The following is a 17,076-nucleotide window of genomic DNA, read 5'->3' on the forward strand; positions in this document are numbered from 1 at the left end:
GAAGTGAAGATCATTGCCTGTTACAGTAACAAGGGCGGTGTGGGTAAAACCGCGACCTCGGTAAATCTGGCCCGTGCCTATGCAGCATCGGGGCACAAAGTTCTGCTGTGCGATCTGGATCCGCAAGGGGCATCCGGGTTTTATCTGCGCGTCAAACCATCCAAAAAGCTGACAGATGCAAGGTTCTTTGAGGATGTCGCGCGGTTTACCAAGTCCATTCGCGCCAGTGACTTCGAGGGGCTGGACGTGCTGCCAGCAAACATGACCTTTCGGGATTTTGACGTCTTCCTGTCACGGATGCGGAACACGCGGTCGCGGCTGAAAAAAGCGCTGATCTCGGCGGGCAGCGATTATGAGGTGATCATTCTGGATTGCCCGCCCAACTTTTCGACCCTGTCGGAAAACATCTTCAAAGCGGCCGATCAGATCGTGGTTCCGGTCATCCCGACGACCCTGTCTGAACGGTCTTTCGATCAGTTGGTCGGGTTTTTTGATGCCAACAAATTGTCGAAAAAAAAGCTGACGGCATTCTTCTCCATGGTGCAACAGCGCAAGACCCTGCACCTTGAGACTATGGATGCGATGCGAAAGCTCTATCGCAAACGGTTCCTGCGCAGCTCAATCCCGTTTGCGGCGGATATCGAACGGATGGGGCAGAACCGTGCGCCGGTCAGTGAATTCGCCCCGCGCAGCACCGCCAGCTTGGCATATCAAAAGCTGTACGATGAGATGGAAAACGGAGTGGTTTCAAAGCGATGAGCACCGAAATTGAACGCAAGTTTCTGGTGGCGGAACTGCCCGACCTGAGCGGCGCAGATAAGGCCGTCGTCCGCCAAGGTTATCTGACTGCACCGGACGATTCCACGGAACTGCGTCTGCGGCAGAAGGATGACAAGTACTTTTTGACGCTCAAAGGGGCGGGATCCTTGGTGCGGGTGGAACGCGAGGCCGAGATCACGGCCGAGCAATTCGAAACCTTCTGGCCGGAAACCGCAGGACGTCGGGTTGAGAAAGAACGCCATACCGGAAAATTGCCAGACGGTCGGGTGTTTGAGCTGGACATCTTTCTGGGAAATCTCGCGCCGCTGCGGCTGGTCGAGGTGGAGTTCGACACGGAAGTGGAGGCGCGGGCATACGCGCCGCCCGACTGGTTCGGAGCGGATGTGACGGCCGACAAGCGTTATAAGAATAAGATGATGGCAATCAATGGCTTGCCCGATTAAAGCTTACGCGCCAGTTTGATCGTGGCTTCCAGGCCGGGGTCACAATTGCGCGCCTCAAATGCGCCCTGATGCATGTGTGAAATCGCAGCGACCAGCGCCAGACCCAGCCCTGAGTTGCGCTCGGTCCTTGCGGGATCCAGCGTGACAAACGGCACCTGCAGACGCGGTAAATCCTCTTCAGGAACACCAGGGCCGCGGTCATGCACGCTCAGGCAGGTGTAGGGCCCGCTTTCTGAAAGAGTGATCGTGATCGCCGTCTTTTCGGGGGCATAACGCATAGCGTTTTCCAGAAGATTTGACAGCGCTTGGGATAGAAGCGGGCGGTGCCCCTGAACAGGTTGCGCGGTGCCGACGACCTCCAGCGAGATTCCCTGATCGGCGGCAACCGGGTCGTACAACTCGACGACGTCACCGATCAGTTGTTGAAGATCTACAGGTTCGAACTGTTCCCGCCCGACACCGGCCTCGGCGCGTGAGATTTCAGTCAACTGTCCCAGAACGCGCAGCACGTGGTCGATCTCGGCCGTGGCGCGGGCCACGTCGACCTCGCGGTCGAGATCGCTTTTGGTCGGGTCGGACAGCGACTCGACCCTTTGACGCAGGCGCGACAGGGGGGATCGCAGGTCATGCGCGATTGAATTTGATGTTGTGCGCAGATTGCTGATCAGTTCCTCAATCCGGTCCAACATGGTGTTCAAGGTTCCGGCCACCTGATCAAGTTCATCGCCGGTTCCGCGCAAGGGCATGCGGCGGGACAGGTCGCCCGACACGATGTTTTCGGCAGTGCTGGCTATGTCGGACAGGCGGGTGAACACCAGCCGCGTGAAAAGCCAGCCTGTCAGCAGGCTTAGCGCCAGTGCAATCGCAAGGGCCAAGCCAACCGCGCGCAACAGTGCACGGTCGAATTGCTGCCGTGCAAGTGCATCACGACCGACCAACAGGCGTTCGCCACCGGGCAAGCGTACCGAGGCGGCCGAGATCGGTACCAATTGGTTGTTATCGGCCCGGCGAAGTTCCAAATCGACCCAACCGCTGCCTGCTGTGACATCCGCAGGCCAATGCTTGAGGTTCCCGGCCAGCTTTACACCGAACCGGTCGGTCAAAAGATACAGCGCATCCCGCTCGGACGCGGTTGGAATCCTGCGTTCAATGGCTTGCAACAGCCCGAATAGGCCGCGCCGTTCATATTCATCGGCCAGACCAGTTAATTCAGCGGACACCACCGAACGGGTCTCGCCCTCGATACTGCGATTGGCGGTGAAGTATACAAGCCCCAGCACAATTGCCGTCAGCAACGTGCTGAGGACCATGCTGGCAAGGACGAGGCGGGTACGGGAATTATTGAACGAAAGTCGCAAGTTATCCATCGGATATCATGTAACCCGCACCTCGAACCGTTTCAATCAATGGCGGCCTGTCGCCTTCATCTAGCTGGCGGCGCAGCTTTGATATATGGACGTCGACCACGTTGGTATTCGGGTCGAAATGATAATCCCAGACACCTTCCAGCAGCATTGTGCGCGATACAACGCGGTTCTTGCGGCGCAGAAAGAATTCAAGGATCTGGAACTCACGCGGGGTCAGAGAAATCTCTTGCCCGTCGCGGGTGACCTTGCGGGTCAACAGATCCATCTCAAGATCGCGGCAGGTCAGCGTCGCGGTTTCCTCGGATTCCTGAGGGCGTCGCAACAGGGCTTCGATCCGCGCATGCAGTTCTTGGAACGAAAACGGTTTGACCAGATAGTCATCCGCACCCGAGCGCAAGCCCTTGACCCGTTCGTCAACCGCGCTCATCGCGGTCAGCATCAGGGTAGGGGTCTTGACCCCAGCGGCTCGCAAAGATCGGATCAGCGACAGGCCATCAAGACCAGGAAGCATCCGGTCCAGCACAATGGCGTCAAACCCGCCATCGGTGGCATGGTACAGACCCTCGCGCCCGTCTGCGGCCTGCTCGACCACATAACCTTCCTCGCCAAAGCCCTTGGCGATGAACTCACGAGTGTCCTCGTCATCTTCGACGATCAGCAGGCGACGGCTCATATTTTGCGTTCCTTTCTAGCGGGATTTAAACACAAAAATCCGGCAAAGCACATGATTTGCTTAAATTACGTGCCGGGTGCGTTGCAGCGCACCCGGCAGTCTCAGCGGAATGCGGACAATTCAATCCGCCGAGGAGGCGTACGCCAGAAATCCCCATCAAATGGCGCACGCGGACTTCGGATCAGGCGATTTCTACCGCCACGAAGATTTGGTTTCCGCCACGGTTGATCAGCACCAGCGCAGGATCAGTCTTTTCGCTGTCCAGCGCGGCCTTCAGCGCATCGGGTGAGGCGGTTTTTTGGCCGCCCAGTTTCACGATCACGTCGCCGCGTTGCAGGCCGGCCTTGGCAGCAGGGCTGTCTGGCTTCAGATCAGTGACGACCACACCGTCGACATTCTCAGCAACGCCCATCTGAGCACGGTTGCTGTCGGTCAGCGGTGCGACGGTCACGCCCAATGCAGTGCCCGAGATACCTTCGTCCACGGATTTGTCGATCTCAGCCGAGGCGCTTTGATGCTGACCGATTGTCAGTTCAATCTGCTGTTCCTTGCCATCGCGCAGAACGGTCATGACGCTGTCGGTACCAACTTTGGTTGTGCCCACAAGGATCGGCAATTCACTGCTGGAGTCGACGGATTCGTCGTTGAAGGTAAGGATGACATCACCTTGCTCAAGCACGCCCTCGGCCGGGCTGCCTGCGACGACATCCGACACCAGCGCGCCGGTTGAGGCGTCGATACCCATCGCTGCTGCGATCTCGGGGCTGACATTCTGGATTGAAACACCAAGCCAGCCGCGGCTGACCTGACCATCATCGCGCAGATCGGCCGCGATATGTTCAACGATGTTCGAGGTCACGGCAAAGCCAAGACCAACCGAACCGCCGGTAGGAGAGTAAATGGCCGAGTTCACGCCAATCACTTCGCCTTCCATGTTGAACAGCGGACCGCCCGAATTGCCCTTGTTGATGGCTGCATCGGTCTGAATGAATTCAGCGTAAGGTCCGGCCGAGATGTTGCGGCCCTTGGCCGAAACGATACCGGTGGTTACGGTCGAATGCAGGCCAAACGGATTGCCGATCGCCACGACATCTTCACCCACGCGGATAACGTCGCTGTCACCGATCTCGACGGCCTGCAACGCTTCGCCAGCGTCGATCTTCAGAACGGCGATATCGGTCAGCGGGTCGGTGCCCACAATCTCGGCCTCGAAACTACGATCGTCGCTCAGACGGACGGTCACGGTCGAGGCATTGTCGACAACATGGTGGTTGGTGATGATGTACCCGGCTTCGTCCAATACAAAACCCGACCCCAGACCTTGGGATGGTCCGCGCTGCGGTGCCTGAAAGCCCTCAGGCGCGCCGAAGCGCTTGAAGAACTCACCAAAGGGGTGGTCTTCCAAATCAAAATTCTGTCCTTGTCCCGGCGCTTGTACGGGTACGATGTCTTGTTCCGCGATGATGGTCACCACCGACGGCGACACGCCTTCGACCAGATCGGCCAGGGCTTCGTCGGCCAGTGAGGGCAGGGCTGTCGTGGCCAACAGCGCGGCACCAAGGGCGGATGCGCCAGCCAAGCCAGTGGCGCGTGGCAAAAGCAGTGAGGATTTACGGATGCTCATTTTAGTCTCCTGTTTATATCGCGCGATTGCAGGCGCGCGTTAACCGAGGAGATGAGGCATCAGTCTGTGAGTTTCCTGTGCTGAGGATTAAGATATCTTAATTTAGCCACAAACAGGTCGTCGTATGTCGGCGGTCCGTAGGGATACGTGGCGAATCGCTTGCGGCGAATCGGCGATTGTTGCCAATTTGAAAGTCAAATCCCGATTTAACCTGAATTGATTCAGTTTTGGTAACAAAGGATCACTGAAAGGCTGTGGCGGAAATCCGCTCACCCTTTGGTTGTGACGCGATTCTACAGCCTGAACAAATCAAATGTATATGCTCCCGATAAGGTTTATATATGCTCAATAAAGAATATACATAACGCCTAATTTTGCCTAAAGCGGCCAGTGGATTGATCACCTATAGGTAGATTTCGCCTCGGCGGGATGTTGCGCAAAAACCATTCCGAGGCGCCAAAAATTAACCGTTCTTTCCAATTTTACATTGTTTGGACGCACCGTTTGGGTGACGATGAACTTGCCCAAGCGAAGGGGGAGCCGAAGGCACTAGGGGGTGCCAACGGCTTGTCACAGTCACTGGAAACGCTGAGCGGCATGTTAACGAGGGGGTCTTGTTTAGGTTCAGCGGCGGAATAGCCAGGGTGCCATAGGCATTTTTGGCAGCGTTTTCAGGATTGGTGAAAAGTGGTAGTCCTGTTTTGGGCAAGCGGTCTGGTCGGTATCGACCGGGCCGCTTCTAATTTTGCAGACAGGTTATGTAGACTTTCTGGCCCGCCAGCGCGCCCAATCTTCGGGTGTGTCCAGATCCAACAGGGCGTTTTGACCGGGCAATGTTTGAAGATGCACTGCATTCTTATGCGCCTGCACAACCGACTGCGCGCCCTCATCGCCGGTAAGTTGACTGAGTTCTCTGAACAGCGGACGGGCAAATACAACCGGATGGCCGGGCTTTCCTGTGGCTGTCGCCCCACGCCAGATCAAGCAATTTGGATATTCATGAATAGACTCTGCGACCTGCTTCAGGTCGCCAATTGTGATTTCCGGCAAATCTGCCAGTAAAACCATGACAGCCTCGGCATCCGCGGGTACATGCGCAAGAGCACCGCGCAAACTGGCGTTCATGCCCTCATCAGCGTCGGGTATTTCAACTGCAACAACATCCATACCTTTCAAGGCGTCCTGGCGAGGATGCGGAGCAGGCGGTAACGCAATGATCACAGGGCCAACTTCTAGCGCTGTTTGTGCGGATCGCCGTAGCAGGGGCATGCCATCGATGCTTTGCATCAGCTTGTCCGTGCCAGCCATGCGGCGGGATTGTCCGGCGGCCAGAAGGATGATGGGAATGTCTTTCATACCATCACATAGCCGCCATAGCCGTCTTTTGTCATCCCCGCATACGTGCGCTGTCCGCGTCGAACAGTGGGGTTGAGATCACGCGCGCCTTGCGCATCTGGCCGAGTATCTCAATCTCGACCTCCAAGCCCTCACATATGCGATCCGAGGGCAGGAAACCTATTGCGATGGACTTGTCGGCATAATGGGAATACCCGCCCGAGGTGCAGAACCCGACGACGACGCCATCCAGCCAGACCGGTTCATAGGCATTTACGTCGGCGTCGTCAGCATCCACCTCGAACGAGACCAGCTTGCGCGCGGTGCCCTCGGACCGCTCCAGCTCGGCCGCAGCGCGACCGATAAAGTCCGAGTTTTTAGAAAATGCGATAAAACGATCCAATCCGGTTTCGGCGGCCGTGTAATCAGGTGAGAACTCGCGCATCCACGAGCCAAAGAACTTGTCCAGCCGCAGGCTCATCATCGCGCGCATGCCAAAGGGCACCATGCCGTGGGGCTGACCGGCCTGCCAAAGAGTCCACCACAATTGCCGTTGGGCCATCGGATCACAGTAGATTTCGTACCCCAAATCGCCCGTGTAGCTGACCCTTTGAACGGTGCAGTCGGTCATGCCAATGGTCATGCGGCGAACATCAAGGAACCTGAGGTCCGAGATGTCCGTACGGGTACAGCCGGCCAAAACCGTGGCCGCCTTTGGTCCGGCGATCTGAAAACCGTTCAGACGGTCGCTGATGTTTTCAATTGTAACGCCGTCATCCTGATGCTGCAGGAACCACCGCATATGGAAGGCCTGGCTGCCATATGACGCCGTTAGTTGGAATTCGGTTTCGGCCAGACAGGAAACGGTGAAATCCCCGATCAGCTTGCCCTTGTGCGACAGCATTGGTGTCAGCGAAAGCCGCCCCGGCTTTGGGATGCGCCCGGCCATGATGCGGTCCAGCCAATCGCGCGCACCCGGGCCGGTGATGCGATACTTGCCGAAATTGTGGACCTCGTTGATGCCGACACCATTGCGCACAGCGCGCACCTCGCGCCCGGTCGCCTCGAATGCATCCGAGCGGCGGAATGAGGGCGTTTCATAGCTTGGCTCATCACCCTGCGCAAAATAATTCGCAACCTCCAGCCCGTATTGCTGACCCCAAACCGCGCCCAGATCGCTGAATATGTCGTACATCGGGGTGGTCCGGTTTGGACGCGCGGCCGGCAGTTCTTCGTTGGGGTAGGCGACACTAAAGCGTTTCTGATAGTTCTCGATCACCTTCGGGCGCGTATAGCCAGGCCCGATCCAGTCGCCGAAGCGGGCGACATCCATGGCGAACACATCGCGTTCGGGCTCACCTTCGATCATCCATTGCGCCAGCGTCAGTCCAACACCACCGCCCTGGCTGAACCCTGCCATCACGCCACAGGCGGACCAGTAGTTGCGCATGCCCGGCACCGGCCCGACGAGCGGGTTGCCATCGGGCGCAAAGGTAAACGGTCCATGGATCACCGATTTGACGCCAGCCTCGGCCAGAACGGGGAAGCGTTTGTAGGCAAATTCGATGCTGTCCGTGATCTTGTCATAATCGTCGGGCAGCAGTTCGTGGCCGAACTCCCACGGTGTGCCATCGACGGCCCAGGGTTTGCAGGGCTGTTCATAGAACCCGATACACAACCCGCGCCCTTCCTGCCGCAAATAGCTTTCTCCGGCGGGGTCCATCACATGCGGATGCTCGCCGCCAGCGTCGATGATCGCCTCGATCTGAGGGATCGAGTCCGTCACAAGATACTGGTGTTCCATAGGGTGTAGGGGGAAATAGACGCCCGCCATCGCGCCAACCTCGCGCGCCCAAAGGCCACCGGCATTGACGATGTGTTCGGCATGGATCGTACCCTTGTCGGTAACCACATCCCATGTCCCATCGGTGCGTTGGATGGTTTCGCGTACCATGCAGTGCGTTTCGATCGTAGCGCCTCCCATCCGGGCCGCTTTGGCATAGGCATGGGTGGTCCCGGACGGATCCAGATGACCGTCCAGCGGATCATAAAGCGCGCCGATGATCCCGTCGGTGTTGGTGATCGGAGCGATCTTTTTGATCTCATCCGGGCCAACGATTTCGGTTTCCAACCCCATGAATCGATGCTTGGCGCGTTCCGCCAGCAACATGTCGAACCGATCCTGATTATCTGCCAGCGTCACTCCGCCCACATGATGCAGACCGCAGGACATGCCGGTAATCTCTTCCAGCTCTTTATACAGCCGGATCGTATATCCCTGCAGCGCCGCCATGTTGGTGTCGCCGTTCAGGGTGTGAAACCCGCCCGCCGCGTGCCAGGTCGACCCGCTGGTCAGCTCGGAGCGTTCCAACAGCATCACGTCCGTCCACCCCAGCTTGGTCAGGTGATAGAGTACGGAGCATCCAACGACTCCGCCGCCGATGACTGCAACTTGGGTTGTGAGTTTCATGCACGTCTCCTGATGCCTATGCCGTCAGTCTCAATAAGAAAGCTGCCTTTGCAATAGCTTCAGCGACAGAAAGTGTCGCGGAAGGCGATCCGGGTTTAGCGCCTGCTGGCGAACCCAAACAGGAAGGATATGGTGGTTCTCCAAAAGAAAACCGGCGTTCGGATCAGAACGCCGGTGTATTTTTGCAGTTTTTGTGGTTGCCCTCAGAGAGGGCGAACTTTCAGTTCGGTGATCCGGTTGCCTTGACGTTTTGTCACCTCAAAGCGGAAGCCATGAAAGGAAAATACCTGACCGACGGTTGGGATCATCTGCGCTTCGTGAATGACCAGACCGGCGATGGTGTTTGCTTCAACGTCGGGCAGGGACCAATCCATCGCGCGGTTGGCGTCGCGGATCGTGGTGGCCCCTTCGACCAGAAACTGCCCATCTTCGGTTCGGGTCACGGATACGTCTTCGTCGATGTCGAACTCATCCGCAATCTCGCCCACGATTTCTTCGAGGATATCCTCAAGCGTGATCAGCCCGCGCAGCGAGCCATATTCATCCACTACCAACGCAAAGTGGCTATGCATCCGAAGGAATTCGCGCATCTGATCGTCCAGAGTGGTGGTTTCCGGAACAAAATAGGGGTCGTTCGCGACCTTGAGGATGTCAAACTCTTTAAGGCGGTTGTCGGCGTTCTCACTGCCTCCGGCATGGGCGTACATCGCGCGGAACAGGTCCTTGGCGTGCACGACACCCACGATGTTTTCTTGCTCATCCCTAAACACGGGCAGGCGGGTGTGACTGCTTTTCAGACATTGCTGAAGGATGGCCTCGGGCGAGGCGTCTGCATCGATCATCTCAATATTTGAGCGGTGCAACATGATCTCTTCGACCGTGCGATCGCCCAAATCCAGCGCGCCAAGGATACGGTCGCGGTCTTCTTTTTCGACCACGCCTTCGGAATGACCAAGCTGCAATGCTCCGGCGATTTCCTCGCGCACGGCCAGAATGTTGCTGTCCGGGTCGATCTGGACGCCAAACAGGCGCAAAACACCGCGTACCAGCAGGCGCACGGCTGCAACGATGGGTGAAAACACCGTCACAACGACGCCGATGATCGGTGCTACGGCTGCGGCGGCCTTTTCCGAATTGGTGATCGCGTAGGTCTTGGGAAGAACCTCGGCAAAGATCAGGACCAGCAGGGTCATTACAAGCGTTGCCAGCGCAACGCCGCTTTCACCGAAAAGCCGAGTGAACAACGCGGTCGCCAGCGACGCGGCAAGGATGTTCACAAGGTTGTTGCCCAACAGGACCGAGCCGATCAGCCGTTCGTTGTCGTCCGTGATTTCCAGCGCCTTTTGCGCGCCGCGTGAACCCTTGTCGGCCTGTACACGCAGTTTTCCGCGCGATGACGCGGTCAATGCCGTCTCAGAACCCGAGAAAAAGCCCGACAGGACAAGCAAAAGCAGGATGGCGCCTGTGGTAAACCAGAATGCGCCGTCGATCAGAGAAGCAGAAGAGGGTTCCATCGGTCCTTGGTTGTTCGTGATACTGCATCCGTTATGGGGGTGCGCATGCTGTGGATCAAGGGGTTAGCCGTCGTCATCGCCGTCTTTCGCCAGCGGGTGATGCTGCAACACAAGCTCTGACAAGCGTTCGTCCAGGACATGGGTGTAGATTTCCGTGGTCGCCACGTCGGCATGGCCCAGCAGGGTCTGGATCGACCTCAGATCAGCGCCATTGGCCAGAAGATGCGTGGCAAAGGCATGGCGCAGGGTGTGTGGTGTCACTTTTTCCGGCGAAACGCCACCTTCTACGGCCAGTTCCTTGACCAGCAGAAAAAACCTGTGCCGGGTCAGATAGCCGGATTTGCCGCGAGACGGAAACAGGAACTTGGAACGCTGAACGCCGTCCACAACCTGCTTGTCCTCGGTCTCGTCCCTGATAAGCAACCACGCCGCCAACGCATCGCGCGCCGGAGGGGACAGTGGCACCATCCGTTCCTTGCCACCTTTGCCCAACACAAGCAGCATCCGGGGGTCACCTCTGGCGGAAGAGACCGGCAGCGAAACCAATTCAGTTACCCGCATTCCCGTGGCGTACAGAACTTCCATCAGGCAGGTGTTGCGCACCCGGTCTGCATCTTTGCGGCCGGTGCGGCGCGCGGCCTCAAGCAAACGATCGACTTCGCCGACATCCAGCGTTTTGGGCAGGCGTTTTTGTCGCCCGGGGCCTTTGATCTGAATGGCGGGGTTCGCTTCAAGCCAACCTTCTTCGAAGGCGAACCGGAAAAGTTGCTTGATCGCGGACAACCGACGAGCGCGCGTGGAACGGGACAGGCCCTGCGCGTCGCAGTCTATCAGGTATTGTTCGATCTGTTCCCTTTGTGTGTCAGGAAAACCTATCTTTCGACGCTCCAACCAGGCCGAGAATTCTTTCAGATCGCGGCCATAGGCCAGCAGCGTATTGGTCGCGGCCCCCAATTCGGCGGCCTGAGCTTGCAAAAAGGTGGAAATCCACAAGTCCTGAGTCGCTGGGGCGGCCACGATCAACTGCCCTGCAAGATCAGCAAGTTCAGCGCGGCGCGACGGGCGGTGTCCTCAAGACCCACACGGCGCAGAGTCGCAATGGCTGCTGTCAGGTCGACAAGGTTGCCGCGTGCCCCGTGTGCGAACCGCTGCATGGTCTCCAAGATCGCTTCACCTAGCTGATCATTGTTCAGCATCGTTTCGATATTCGACGGGACCGGAGCAGCCCATGCAAACCCTTGCGCAACCGCATCCGCCAGAGGCGAAGGAGAGCGCGCGCGCCCCGGATCGCCCTGCGCTAACGCCGCCAGAAAGTGACTTTCGTCGGATTGACCGGGCACAGAAAGGGCCGCTGTTTCATACAGTTCGGACAACAACAGGATACGCCAGCGCAGCTGTTCCGCTGACGGGTCCGTCAGTTCGATCTTCGACAGGCGTTCTGCAAACAATTCTGCAAAGGGCACCTCTAATCCGATCAGGCGCATTTGCGTCCACACGGTATTTAAAGCCCGGGCGATTTTCTCGGGATCGCGCGAATCCAGCGCAGACTCGAACCGTTGCACGGACGAGACCCTGTCCCAAACTGCGCCGGACGCGGCCGGAGAGCGCTCGGTATACAGCCCCAGCAACTGGTTGGGGGTCAGCGCGCCGATGCGGGTCAGCCGCTCGGCCGCTTCGATCTGCGCCTTCCACCCGGCCACGTCCCGCAGGTCGGCATTCGCAAAGGCACGGGGCAGAGGGGCCGAAGGCAGACGTTCTCCGATCGCCTCAAACAAGCGAAAGGTCAGCGGGCTGGGATCGTCAGGCTGTGGCAGGTATTCGGCGTCTTCGAACAACTCGGGGCTGAGGAAACGATCCAGCACATCCAGCTCATCTGGTGGCAATATCTGCAATGCGTGCGCCGCTTCCAGCGTTAGGGCGGCTGATGGCCAGTCTCCGCGTCGGGCCTTGCAGAAAATCTGTGCGGCGTAGTCCTGCGACAGGTGTGGCTTCGCTATCAGCGATGTACAGCTGCGATCCTCGTCCCCGGTGAGCAGGGTGGCGTCAAACCAGCGCTGGAACCTTTCGCGTGTGTCCGTCGGACCGGCCAATTGGACCAGCGATTGCGCCGGGTCGGCTGCGCCAAGCTGCATCAATCGGTCTATGCGGGCCAACAGCAGCGTTTCCTCGGCGCCGGAACCGGCAGGCGCACGGGCCTCGGACAGGATCAACGTGAACAACAACCGTTGCATCGCGGGATTATAGCGAACCGGCACATCGGTGATCAGCTCGGCCAGCCGGTCGGCATCACTATTCTGCCAAAGATGCACCGGCAGGCCAGTCACCGACGACGACACAAGCCCCAACGGCTGTGACAGCGCCTCAAGCGGAGAGACTTGGATATCCGGCTGAATGCCCGTTTCCGTGACCGGTGGTTCCAACAGGACAGTCCCTGGCAGGTTTTCCGGAGGGTCCGTCAGCCAATCGATGACGGAAAGAGGAGCCTGTTGCGCCTGCGCTGATCCAGCCAGCAATAAGGCAGCCAGTGCGGCTTTATTCAACATTCAGGATTACCGGCTCTCGGATCTCGTCTTGCGGGGCCGAGAAATCCACCCCGAATATCGGACCCAAATACGCATATCCCACTAGCCCGACAAAACACAGGCAAACAATATATATCAGGAACTTGATCAGACGGCCCATTGCTCAACGCTGCCCCAATTTTGTCTTTTGCCATAGTTATAGCTGGCATTTTTCGTAAGATCACGTCATTCACGTTGAAATGAGCGAAATTAAGCATAACGCCCACACAGAAGGTACTGACGCGGTCTTTGAACTGCACAAAACCGTCGTTCTTGTTGGCATGATGGGGGCCGGAAAGACGGCTGTGGGCCGTGCTTTGGCCGCAAGGCTGGGTGTTCCCTTCCTCGACAGCGACGCCGAGATCGAATCGGCGGCCAATATGACCATCCCCGAGATTTTCGAGCGTGATGGTGAGCCGTTCTTTCGTGCCAAGGAAAGTCAGGTCATCGGGCGTCTTCTAGACGAGGAAAAAGGCATCCTGTCCACTGGCGGCGGCGCGTTTCTGTCTGAGCTGAATCGCCAGATGATCACCGAACGCGGGGTCTCGGTCTGGCTGCGGGCTGATTTGAAGGTGTTGTGGAACAGGGTCAAACACAAGGACACGCGGCCTTTGCTACGCACGGCCGACCCTTATGCGACCTTGCGCGCCTTGTATGAGGCCCGCGTCCCGGTTTATGCGCAGGCAGGTCTGACGGTTGAGTCCGATGGCGAAACCTCGATTGAAAATATGGTGGACCGGGTGGTGGAGTCGATGTTGACGCGCCCCGACGTATTGGAACGGAAGTAAATGCACCAAACCGTACATGTAGAGCTGGGCGAACGCTCGTATGACGTGGAAATCGGGCCTGATCTGCTGGTGCAATCCGGCACGATGATTGCGCCCTTGCTACATCGGCCCAAGGTCGCTGTTCTGACGGATGAGAACGTGGCCAGGTTGCACCTGAATGCGTTGCGGGATGGTCTGGCAACAGCTGGTATCGAGATGACCTCGCTGGCCTTGCCTGCAGGAGAAGCCACCAAAAGCTGGCCGCATTTCGAGCGCGCGGTTGAATGGCTTTTGTCGGAAAAGGTAGAACGCCGCGATGTGGTGATCGCCTTGGGTGGCGGGGTCATCGGTGATCTTGCGGGATTTGCTGCGGCCGTTTTGCGGCGCGGAGTCCGTTTCGTCCAGATACCGACCTCGTTGCTGGCACAGGTGGACAGTTCTGTTGGCGGAAAAACCGGCATCAACGCTCCACAGGGCAAAAACCTGATTGGGGCATTCCATCAGCCTTCTCTGGTTCTGGCGGACACCTCGGTTCTGGGCACCATGACCCAACGGGATTTCCTGTCGGGCTATGGCGAGGTGGTCAAGTACGGCCTGCTGGGCGATGCAGAGTTCTTTGAATGGCTCGAAAGAAACGGTCCCGACGTTTCGGGTGGCGATATGGCCGCGCGCGTGCGGGCGGTGACACGCTCGGTTCAGATGAAGGCCGACATCGTCGCCCGCGACGAGACTGAGCAAGGCGACCGTGCGCTGCTGAACCTTGGGCACACTTTCTGTCACGCGCTTGAAGCGGCCACCGGCTATTCTGATCGCCTGTTGCACGGCGAGGGTGTCGCTATCGGCTGTGCACTGGCGTTTGAGCTGTCCTCTCGTCTTGGGCTGTGCTCACAGGAGGAACCGAGCCGTGTTCGGGCGCACCTACGTGCAATGGGAATGAAAACCGATCTGGCCGACATTCCAGGAGATCTGCCGGGTGCCGGGGCACTGGTTGATCTCATGGCGCAGGACAAAAAGGTCATCGACGGTCAGTTGCGGTTTATACTGGCGCGCGGAATCGGGCAGGCGTTCGTCACTTCGGACGCCCCAAGGGACGCTGTGTTGTCCGTGCTTGAAGACGCATTGGCGACGATCTGATCACCGTCCGCGGATCACCATCAGTTCACCGATGTTTTCGCGGGTGATGTAGCCGACCATTGTCCCGGCCTGGGTGCAAACTGCGACGGCGGGAGCACCCTTGTGTAGTTTCCCCAGCACGGTTTCCAGGCCGGTGGTCAATTCAACGCGCGGGATCTCGGTTTCCATGATCGAAGTTGCCAGATCTGACCGAGGTGCCTCTTGCGCCATGGCAGTGAACAGCGTGCCGCGTGCTATAAAGCCCAGCAGGTCTCCATTCGGACCCAACACGGGGAATTCGTGTTGCGTGGTGTGAATGACGGCCTGTGCGGCGGTTGCAAGCGTGTCGGTGGGCGATAGGGCGTGAAACTCGGTAATCATCGCGTCGCGGGCCAGCACCCGCCGCGCGACTGAGCGCATGGCCACATCGTGGCTTTCCGCATTGGCAGCGACGAACACGAAGACGGCGATCAAAACCAGCAGGGGGTTACCTGTGCTCAGACCGAGAAAACAAAACGCCACCGCCACGACCTGACCCGCAAGGGCGGCGATACGTGTGGCTTTTACCCGGTCCATCTTCAGACACAAAAGCGCACGGAAAACCCGGCCGCCATCCATGGGGAAGGCCGGGATCATGTTAAATACGGCCAGCAGCAAGTTCACATAGGCCAGCCGGTTCAACAGTCCGGCACTGGTCGAATCGATCCGGGCTAGGGAGTCCAGCGTCATTCCGGCCCCCATGGCCATCAAAACGATCCAGATCACAATATTTACCGCCGGCCCGGCCAGAGCGACCCAGACTTCCTCCATGGGCTTCTCGGGCATCCGTTCGAGCCGGGCGAGCCCGCCGATGGGCAGCAAGGTGATGTCAGGGGTTTTAATGCCGTAGCGCCGCGCCATCAGCGCGTGGCCGAACTCGTGCGCGACTACGCAGGCAAACAGGGCCAGAACAAAGATCAGGTTGTCGATCGCGGCGGGCACCCCGCCTTTGGAATAAGCCGCAAAGGCGACCCAGCCCAATAGCAGAAAAAAAGTGACATGGACCCTCAGTTCCGACCCCAGTACCCGGCCGAGTGAGAAGGACCATGTCATGTTTCGTCTCCGTTTGCCTTAGAACGGAATCTCGTCGTCGTCGATTCCGCCGGATGCAGGGGCCGGGGCAGGGGCGCTGGACTGTCCGCCATAGGGGTCGCCATAGCCGCCGCCGGCCTGACCGCCGCCATAGCTGCCTGACTGTCCGCCGCCATAACCGCCTCCGCCGCCGCCTTCGCCGCGTGCATCCAGCATCACAAGGGTCGAGCTGAACCCCTGAAGAACAACCTCAGTCGAATAACGATCTTGCCCAGATTGATCCTGCCATTTGCGGGTCTGCAATTGCCCCTCGAGATAAACTTTCGAGCCTTTTCGCAGATATTGCTCCGCTACGCGGACAAGCCCTTCGTTGAATATCGCGACCGAGTGCCACTCGGTGCGTTCGCGACGCTCGCCAGTATTGCGGTCTTTCCAGGTTTCGGATGTGGCGATGCGCAGGTTGCATACTTTGCCCCCGTTTTGGAAATTCCTAACTTCAGGATCGCGGCCAAGATTGCCGATAAGAATGACCTTGTTGACTGAACCTGCCATATATTTCCCCGTTCTTGTCTGTGTCGAGAGCGCCCGAATCTGGCGCAAAGTTTCTAGGCGACCCTATACGGCCTACGTCGTGGTTAAAACACAGTTGATCTGTGCAACGGTCGGCAAGAAATCCCGAAGGTTCTATTTACCATGCTTTCATTTTTGCCTGAAATACCTATACTCGTTAGGGTTCGAGAGCGAGCGGGATTGGCATAAATGCGTTTTCTAGTTGGTTGTTTTTCTGTTCTGTGCCTTGCGCTGGTTTCGCTTCCGGCTGCGGCAGAAACCCTGTCCACCAAAAACCGTAAGGATATTTTCCTCAAACAATCCAAGATTTTAGACTCACGCGCTGCCACCCAGTACCGCGGCTCTGAACGGCTGAAGCCAAAAACAGCGCAGCCAACTCAAGTCATCAAGCGATATAATGGTAAATATCGCGGCCAATACCTGGCGCTGGCCCGGCAAGCAGCCCGGAAACACAGTGTCCCGGAAGAGTTGTTCTTGCGACTGGTGCAACAGGAAAGCGGATGGAACCCGCACGCGGTGTCTCACAAAGGGGCACTGGGTTTGGCGCAGCTGATGCCTGGAACCGCGCGTCTTTTGGGTGTGAACCCGCATGATCCGAAGCAAAATCTGGAAGGCGGGGCCCGTTATTTGTCGTGGCAGTATCGCAAGTTCAAATCCTGGCGGCTGGCGCTGGCGGCTTATAACGCCGGTCCGAAAGCCGTGGAAAAGCACGGTGGCGTGCCACCTTACAAAGAAACCCAGAACTATGTGAAAGTAATCTGGGGCGGCTGAAAAACTACCAACCCAAG

16 protein-coding genes are annotated in these 17,076 nt (G+C 58.0%); 5 read left to right on the top strand and 11 right to left on the bottom strand.

All coding sequences use genetic code 11. The features are described from left to right. The first annotated feature begins 3 nt into the window (after positions 1-3). Together AC2FIS_RS01755 and AC2FIS_RS01760 are read left to right on the top strand one after the other, a co-directional pair. Positions 4-759 (top strand): ParA family protein, encoded by a 756-nt coding sequence (locus AC2FIS_RS01755; RefSeq protein ID WP_496771749.1) that lies wholly within the window; start codon positions 4-6, stop codon positions 757-759. Continuing rightward, positions 756-1,223 (top strand): CYTH domain-containing protein, encoded by a 468-nt coding sequence (locus AC2FIS_RS01760; RefSeq protein ID WP_496771750.1) that lies wholly within the window; start codon positions 756-758, stop codon positions 1,221-1,223. The genes AC2FIS_RS01755 and AC2FIS_RS01760 overlap by 4 nt, the downstream gene beginning before the upstream one ends. On the opposite strand, the gene AC2FIS_RS01765 is transcribed toward AC2FIS_RS01760, so the two are convergent. The 9 genes from AC2FIS_RS01765 to AC2FIS_RS01805 form a co-directional block, all read right to left on the bottom strand. Beyond that, positions 1,220-2,590: a sensor histidine kinase gene (locus tag AC2FIS_RS01765; protein WP_496771751.1), complete on the bottom strand. Its 1,371-nt coding sequence runs from the start codon at positions 2,588-2,590 to the stop codon at positions 1,220-1,222. The two genes, AC2FIS_RS01760 and AC2FIS_RS01765, sit on opposite strands and share 4 nt — an antisense overlap. After that, positions 2,583-3,263, bottom strand: a complete 681-nt coding sequence (locus AC2FIS_RS01770; protein WP_058273791.1) for a response regulator transcription factor — start codon at positions 3,261-3,263, stop codon at positions 2,583-2,585. Before AC2FIS_RS01770 ends, AC2FIS_RS01765 begins: the two co-directional genes overlap by 8 nt. A 181-nt stretch (positions 3,264-3,444) precedes the next feature. Further along, positions 3,445-4,887, bottom strand: coding sequence for a Do family serine endopeptidase (locus AC2FIS_RS01775; RefSeq protein ID WP_496771752.1), 1,443 nt, complete (start codon positions 4,885-4,887; stop codon positions 3,445-3,447). 756 nt (positions 4,888-5,643) lie between these two features. After that, on the bottom strand, positions 5,644-6,243 hold the full coding sequence (locus tag AC2FIS_RS01780) for a nucleotidyltransferase family protein (protein WP_496771753.1): 600 nt from the start codon (positions 6,241-6,243) through the stop codon (positions 5,644-5,646). A 31-nt stretch (positions 6,244-6,274) separates the two neighbouring features. Continuing rightward, a complete protein-coding gene (locus tag AC2FIS_RS01785; RefSeq protein WP_496771754.1) occupies positions 6,275-8,692 on the bottom strand; it encodes a GcvT family protein in 2,418 nt (805 codons plus the stop codon). 203 nt (positions 8,693-8,895) lie between these two features. After that, complete coding sequence (locus AC2FIS_RS01790; RefSeq protein ID WP_113788952.1) at positions 8,896-10,206, bottom strand: HlyC/CorC family transporter; 1,311 nt, start codon at positions 10,204-10,206, stop codon at positions 8,896-8,898. A 63-nt stretch (positions 10,207-10,269) separates the two neighbouring features. Then, complete coding sequence (locus AC2FIS_RS01795; RefSeq protein ID WP_496771755.1) at positions 10,270-11,223, bottom strand: site-specific tyrosine recombinase XerD; 954 nt, start codon at positions 11,221-11,223, stop codon at positions 10,270-10,272. 2 nt (positions 11,224-11,225) lie between these two features. Continuing rightward, positions 11,226-12,749, bottom strand: coding sequence for a hypothetical protein (locus tag AC2FIS_RS01800; protein ID WP_496771756.1), 1,524 nt, complete (start codon positions 12,747-12,749; stop codon positions 11,226-11,228). Continuing rightward, positions 12,739-12,888, bottom strand: a complete 150-nt coding sequence (locus AC2FIS_RS01805) for a hypothetical protein (RefSeq protein WP_170557697.1) — start codon at positions 12,886-12,888, stop codon at positions 12,739-12,741. The genes AC2FIS_RS01800 and AC2FIS_RS01805 overlap by 11 nt, the downstream gene beginning before the upstream one ends. 79 nt (positions 12,889-12,967) lie before the next feature. Between AC2FIS_RS01805 and AC2FIS_RS01810 the strand changes: the two genes are divergently transcribed. Both AC2FIS_RS01810 and aroB read left to right on the top strand, forming a co-directional pair. Continuing rightward, positions 12,968-13,555, top strand: coding sequence for a shikimate kinase (locus AC2FIS_RS01810; RefSeq protein ID WP_496771757.1), 588 nt, complete (start codon positions 12,968-12,970; stop codon positions 13,553-13,555). Continuing rightward, the gene (gene aroB, locus AC2FIS_RS01815; protein WP_108858807.1) at positions 13,556-14,668 is read left to right on the top strand and encodes a 3-dehydroquinate synthase; all 1,113 of its coding nucleotides are present in this window, start codon (positions 13,556-13,558) and stop codon (positions 14,666-14,668) included. It begins immediately after the preceding gene. Here the strand turns inward: aroB and AC2FIS_RS01820 are convergent, their stop codons facing one another. Then, on the bottom strand, positions 14,669-15,739 hold the full coding sequence (locus AC2FIS_RS01820) for a site-2 protease family protein (protein WP_496771758.1): 1,071 nt from the start codon (positions 15,737-15,739) through the stop codon (positions 14,669-14,671). Between the two features lie 18 nt (positions 15,740-15,757). Next, on the bottom strand, positions 15,758-16,270 hold the full coding sequence (gene ssb / locus AC2FIS_RS01825; RefSeq protein ID WP_496771759.1) for a single-stranded DNA-binding protein: 513 nt from the start codon (positions 16,268-16,270) through the stop codon (positions 15,758-15,760). A gap of 207 nt (positions 16,271-16,477) precedes the next feature. On the opposite strand from ssb, the gene AC2FIS_RS01830 reads away from it, so the two are divergent. Further along, positions 16,478-17,059: a lytic transglycosylase domain-containing protein gene (locus AC2FIS_RS01830; protein WP_496771760.1), complete on the top strand. Its 582-nt coding sequence runs from the start codon at positions 16,478-16,480 to the stop codon at positions 17,057-17,059. The last annotated feature ends 17 nt before the right edge of the window (positions 17,060-17,076 follow it).

It is taken from the genome of Ruegeria sp. CDSB113, from assembly GCF_059611045.1.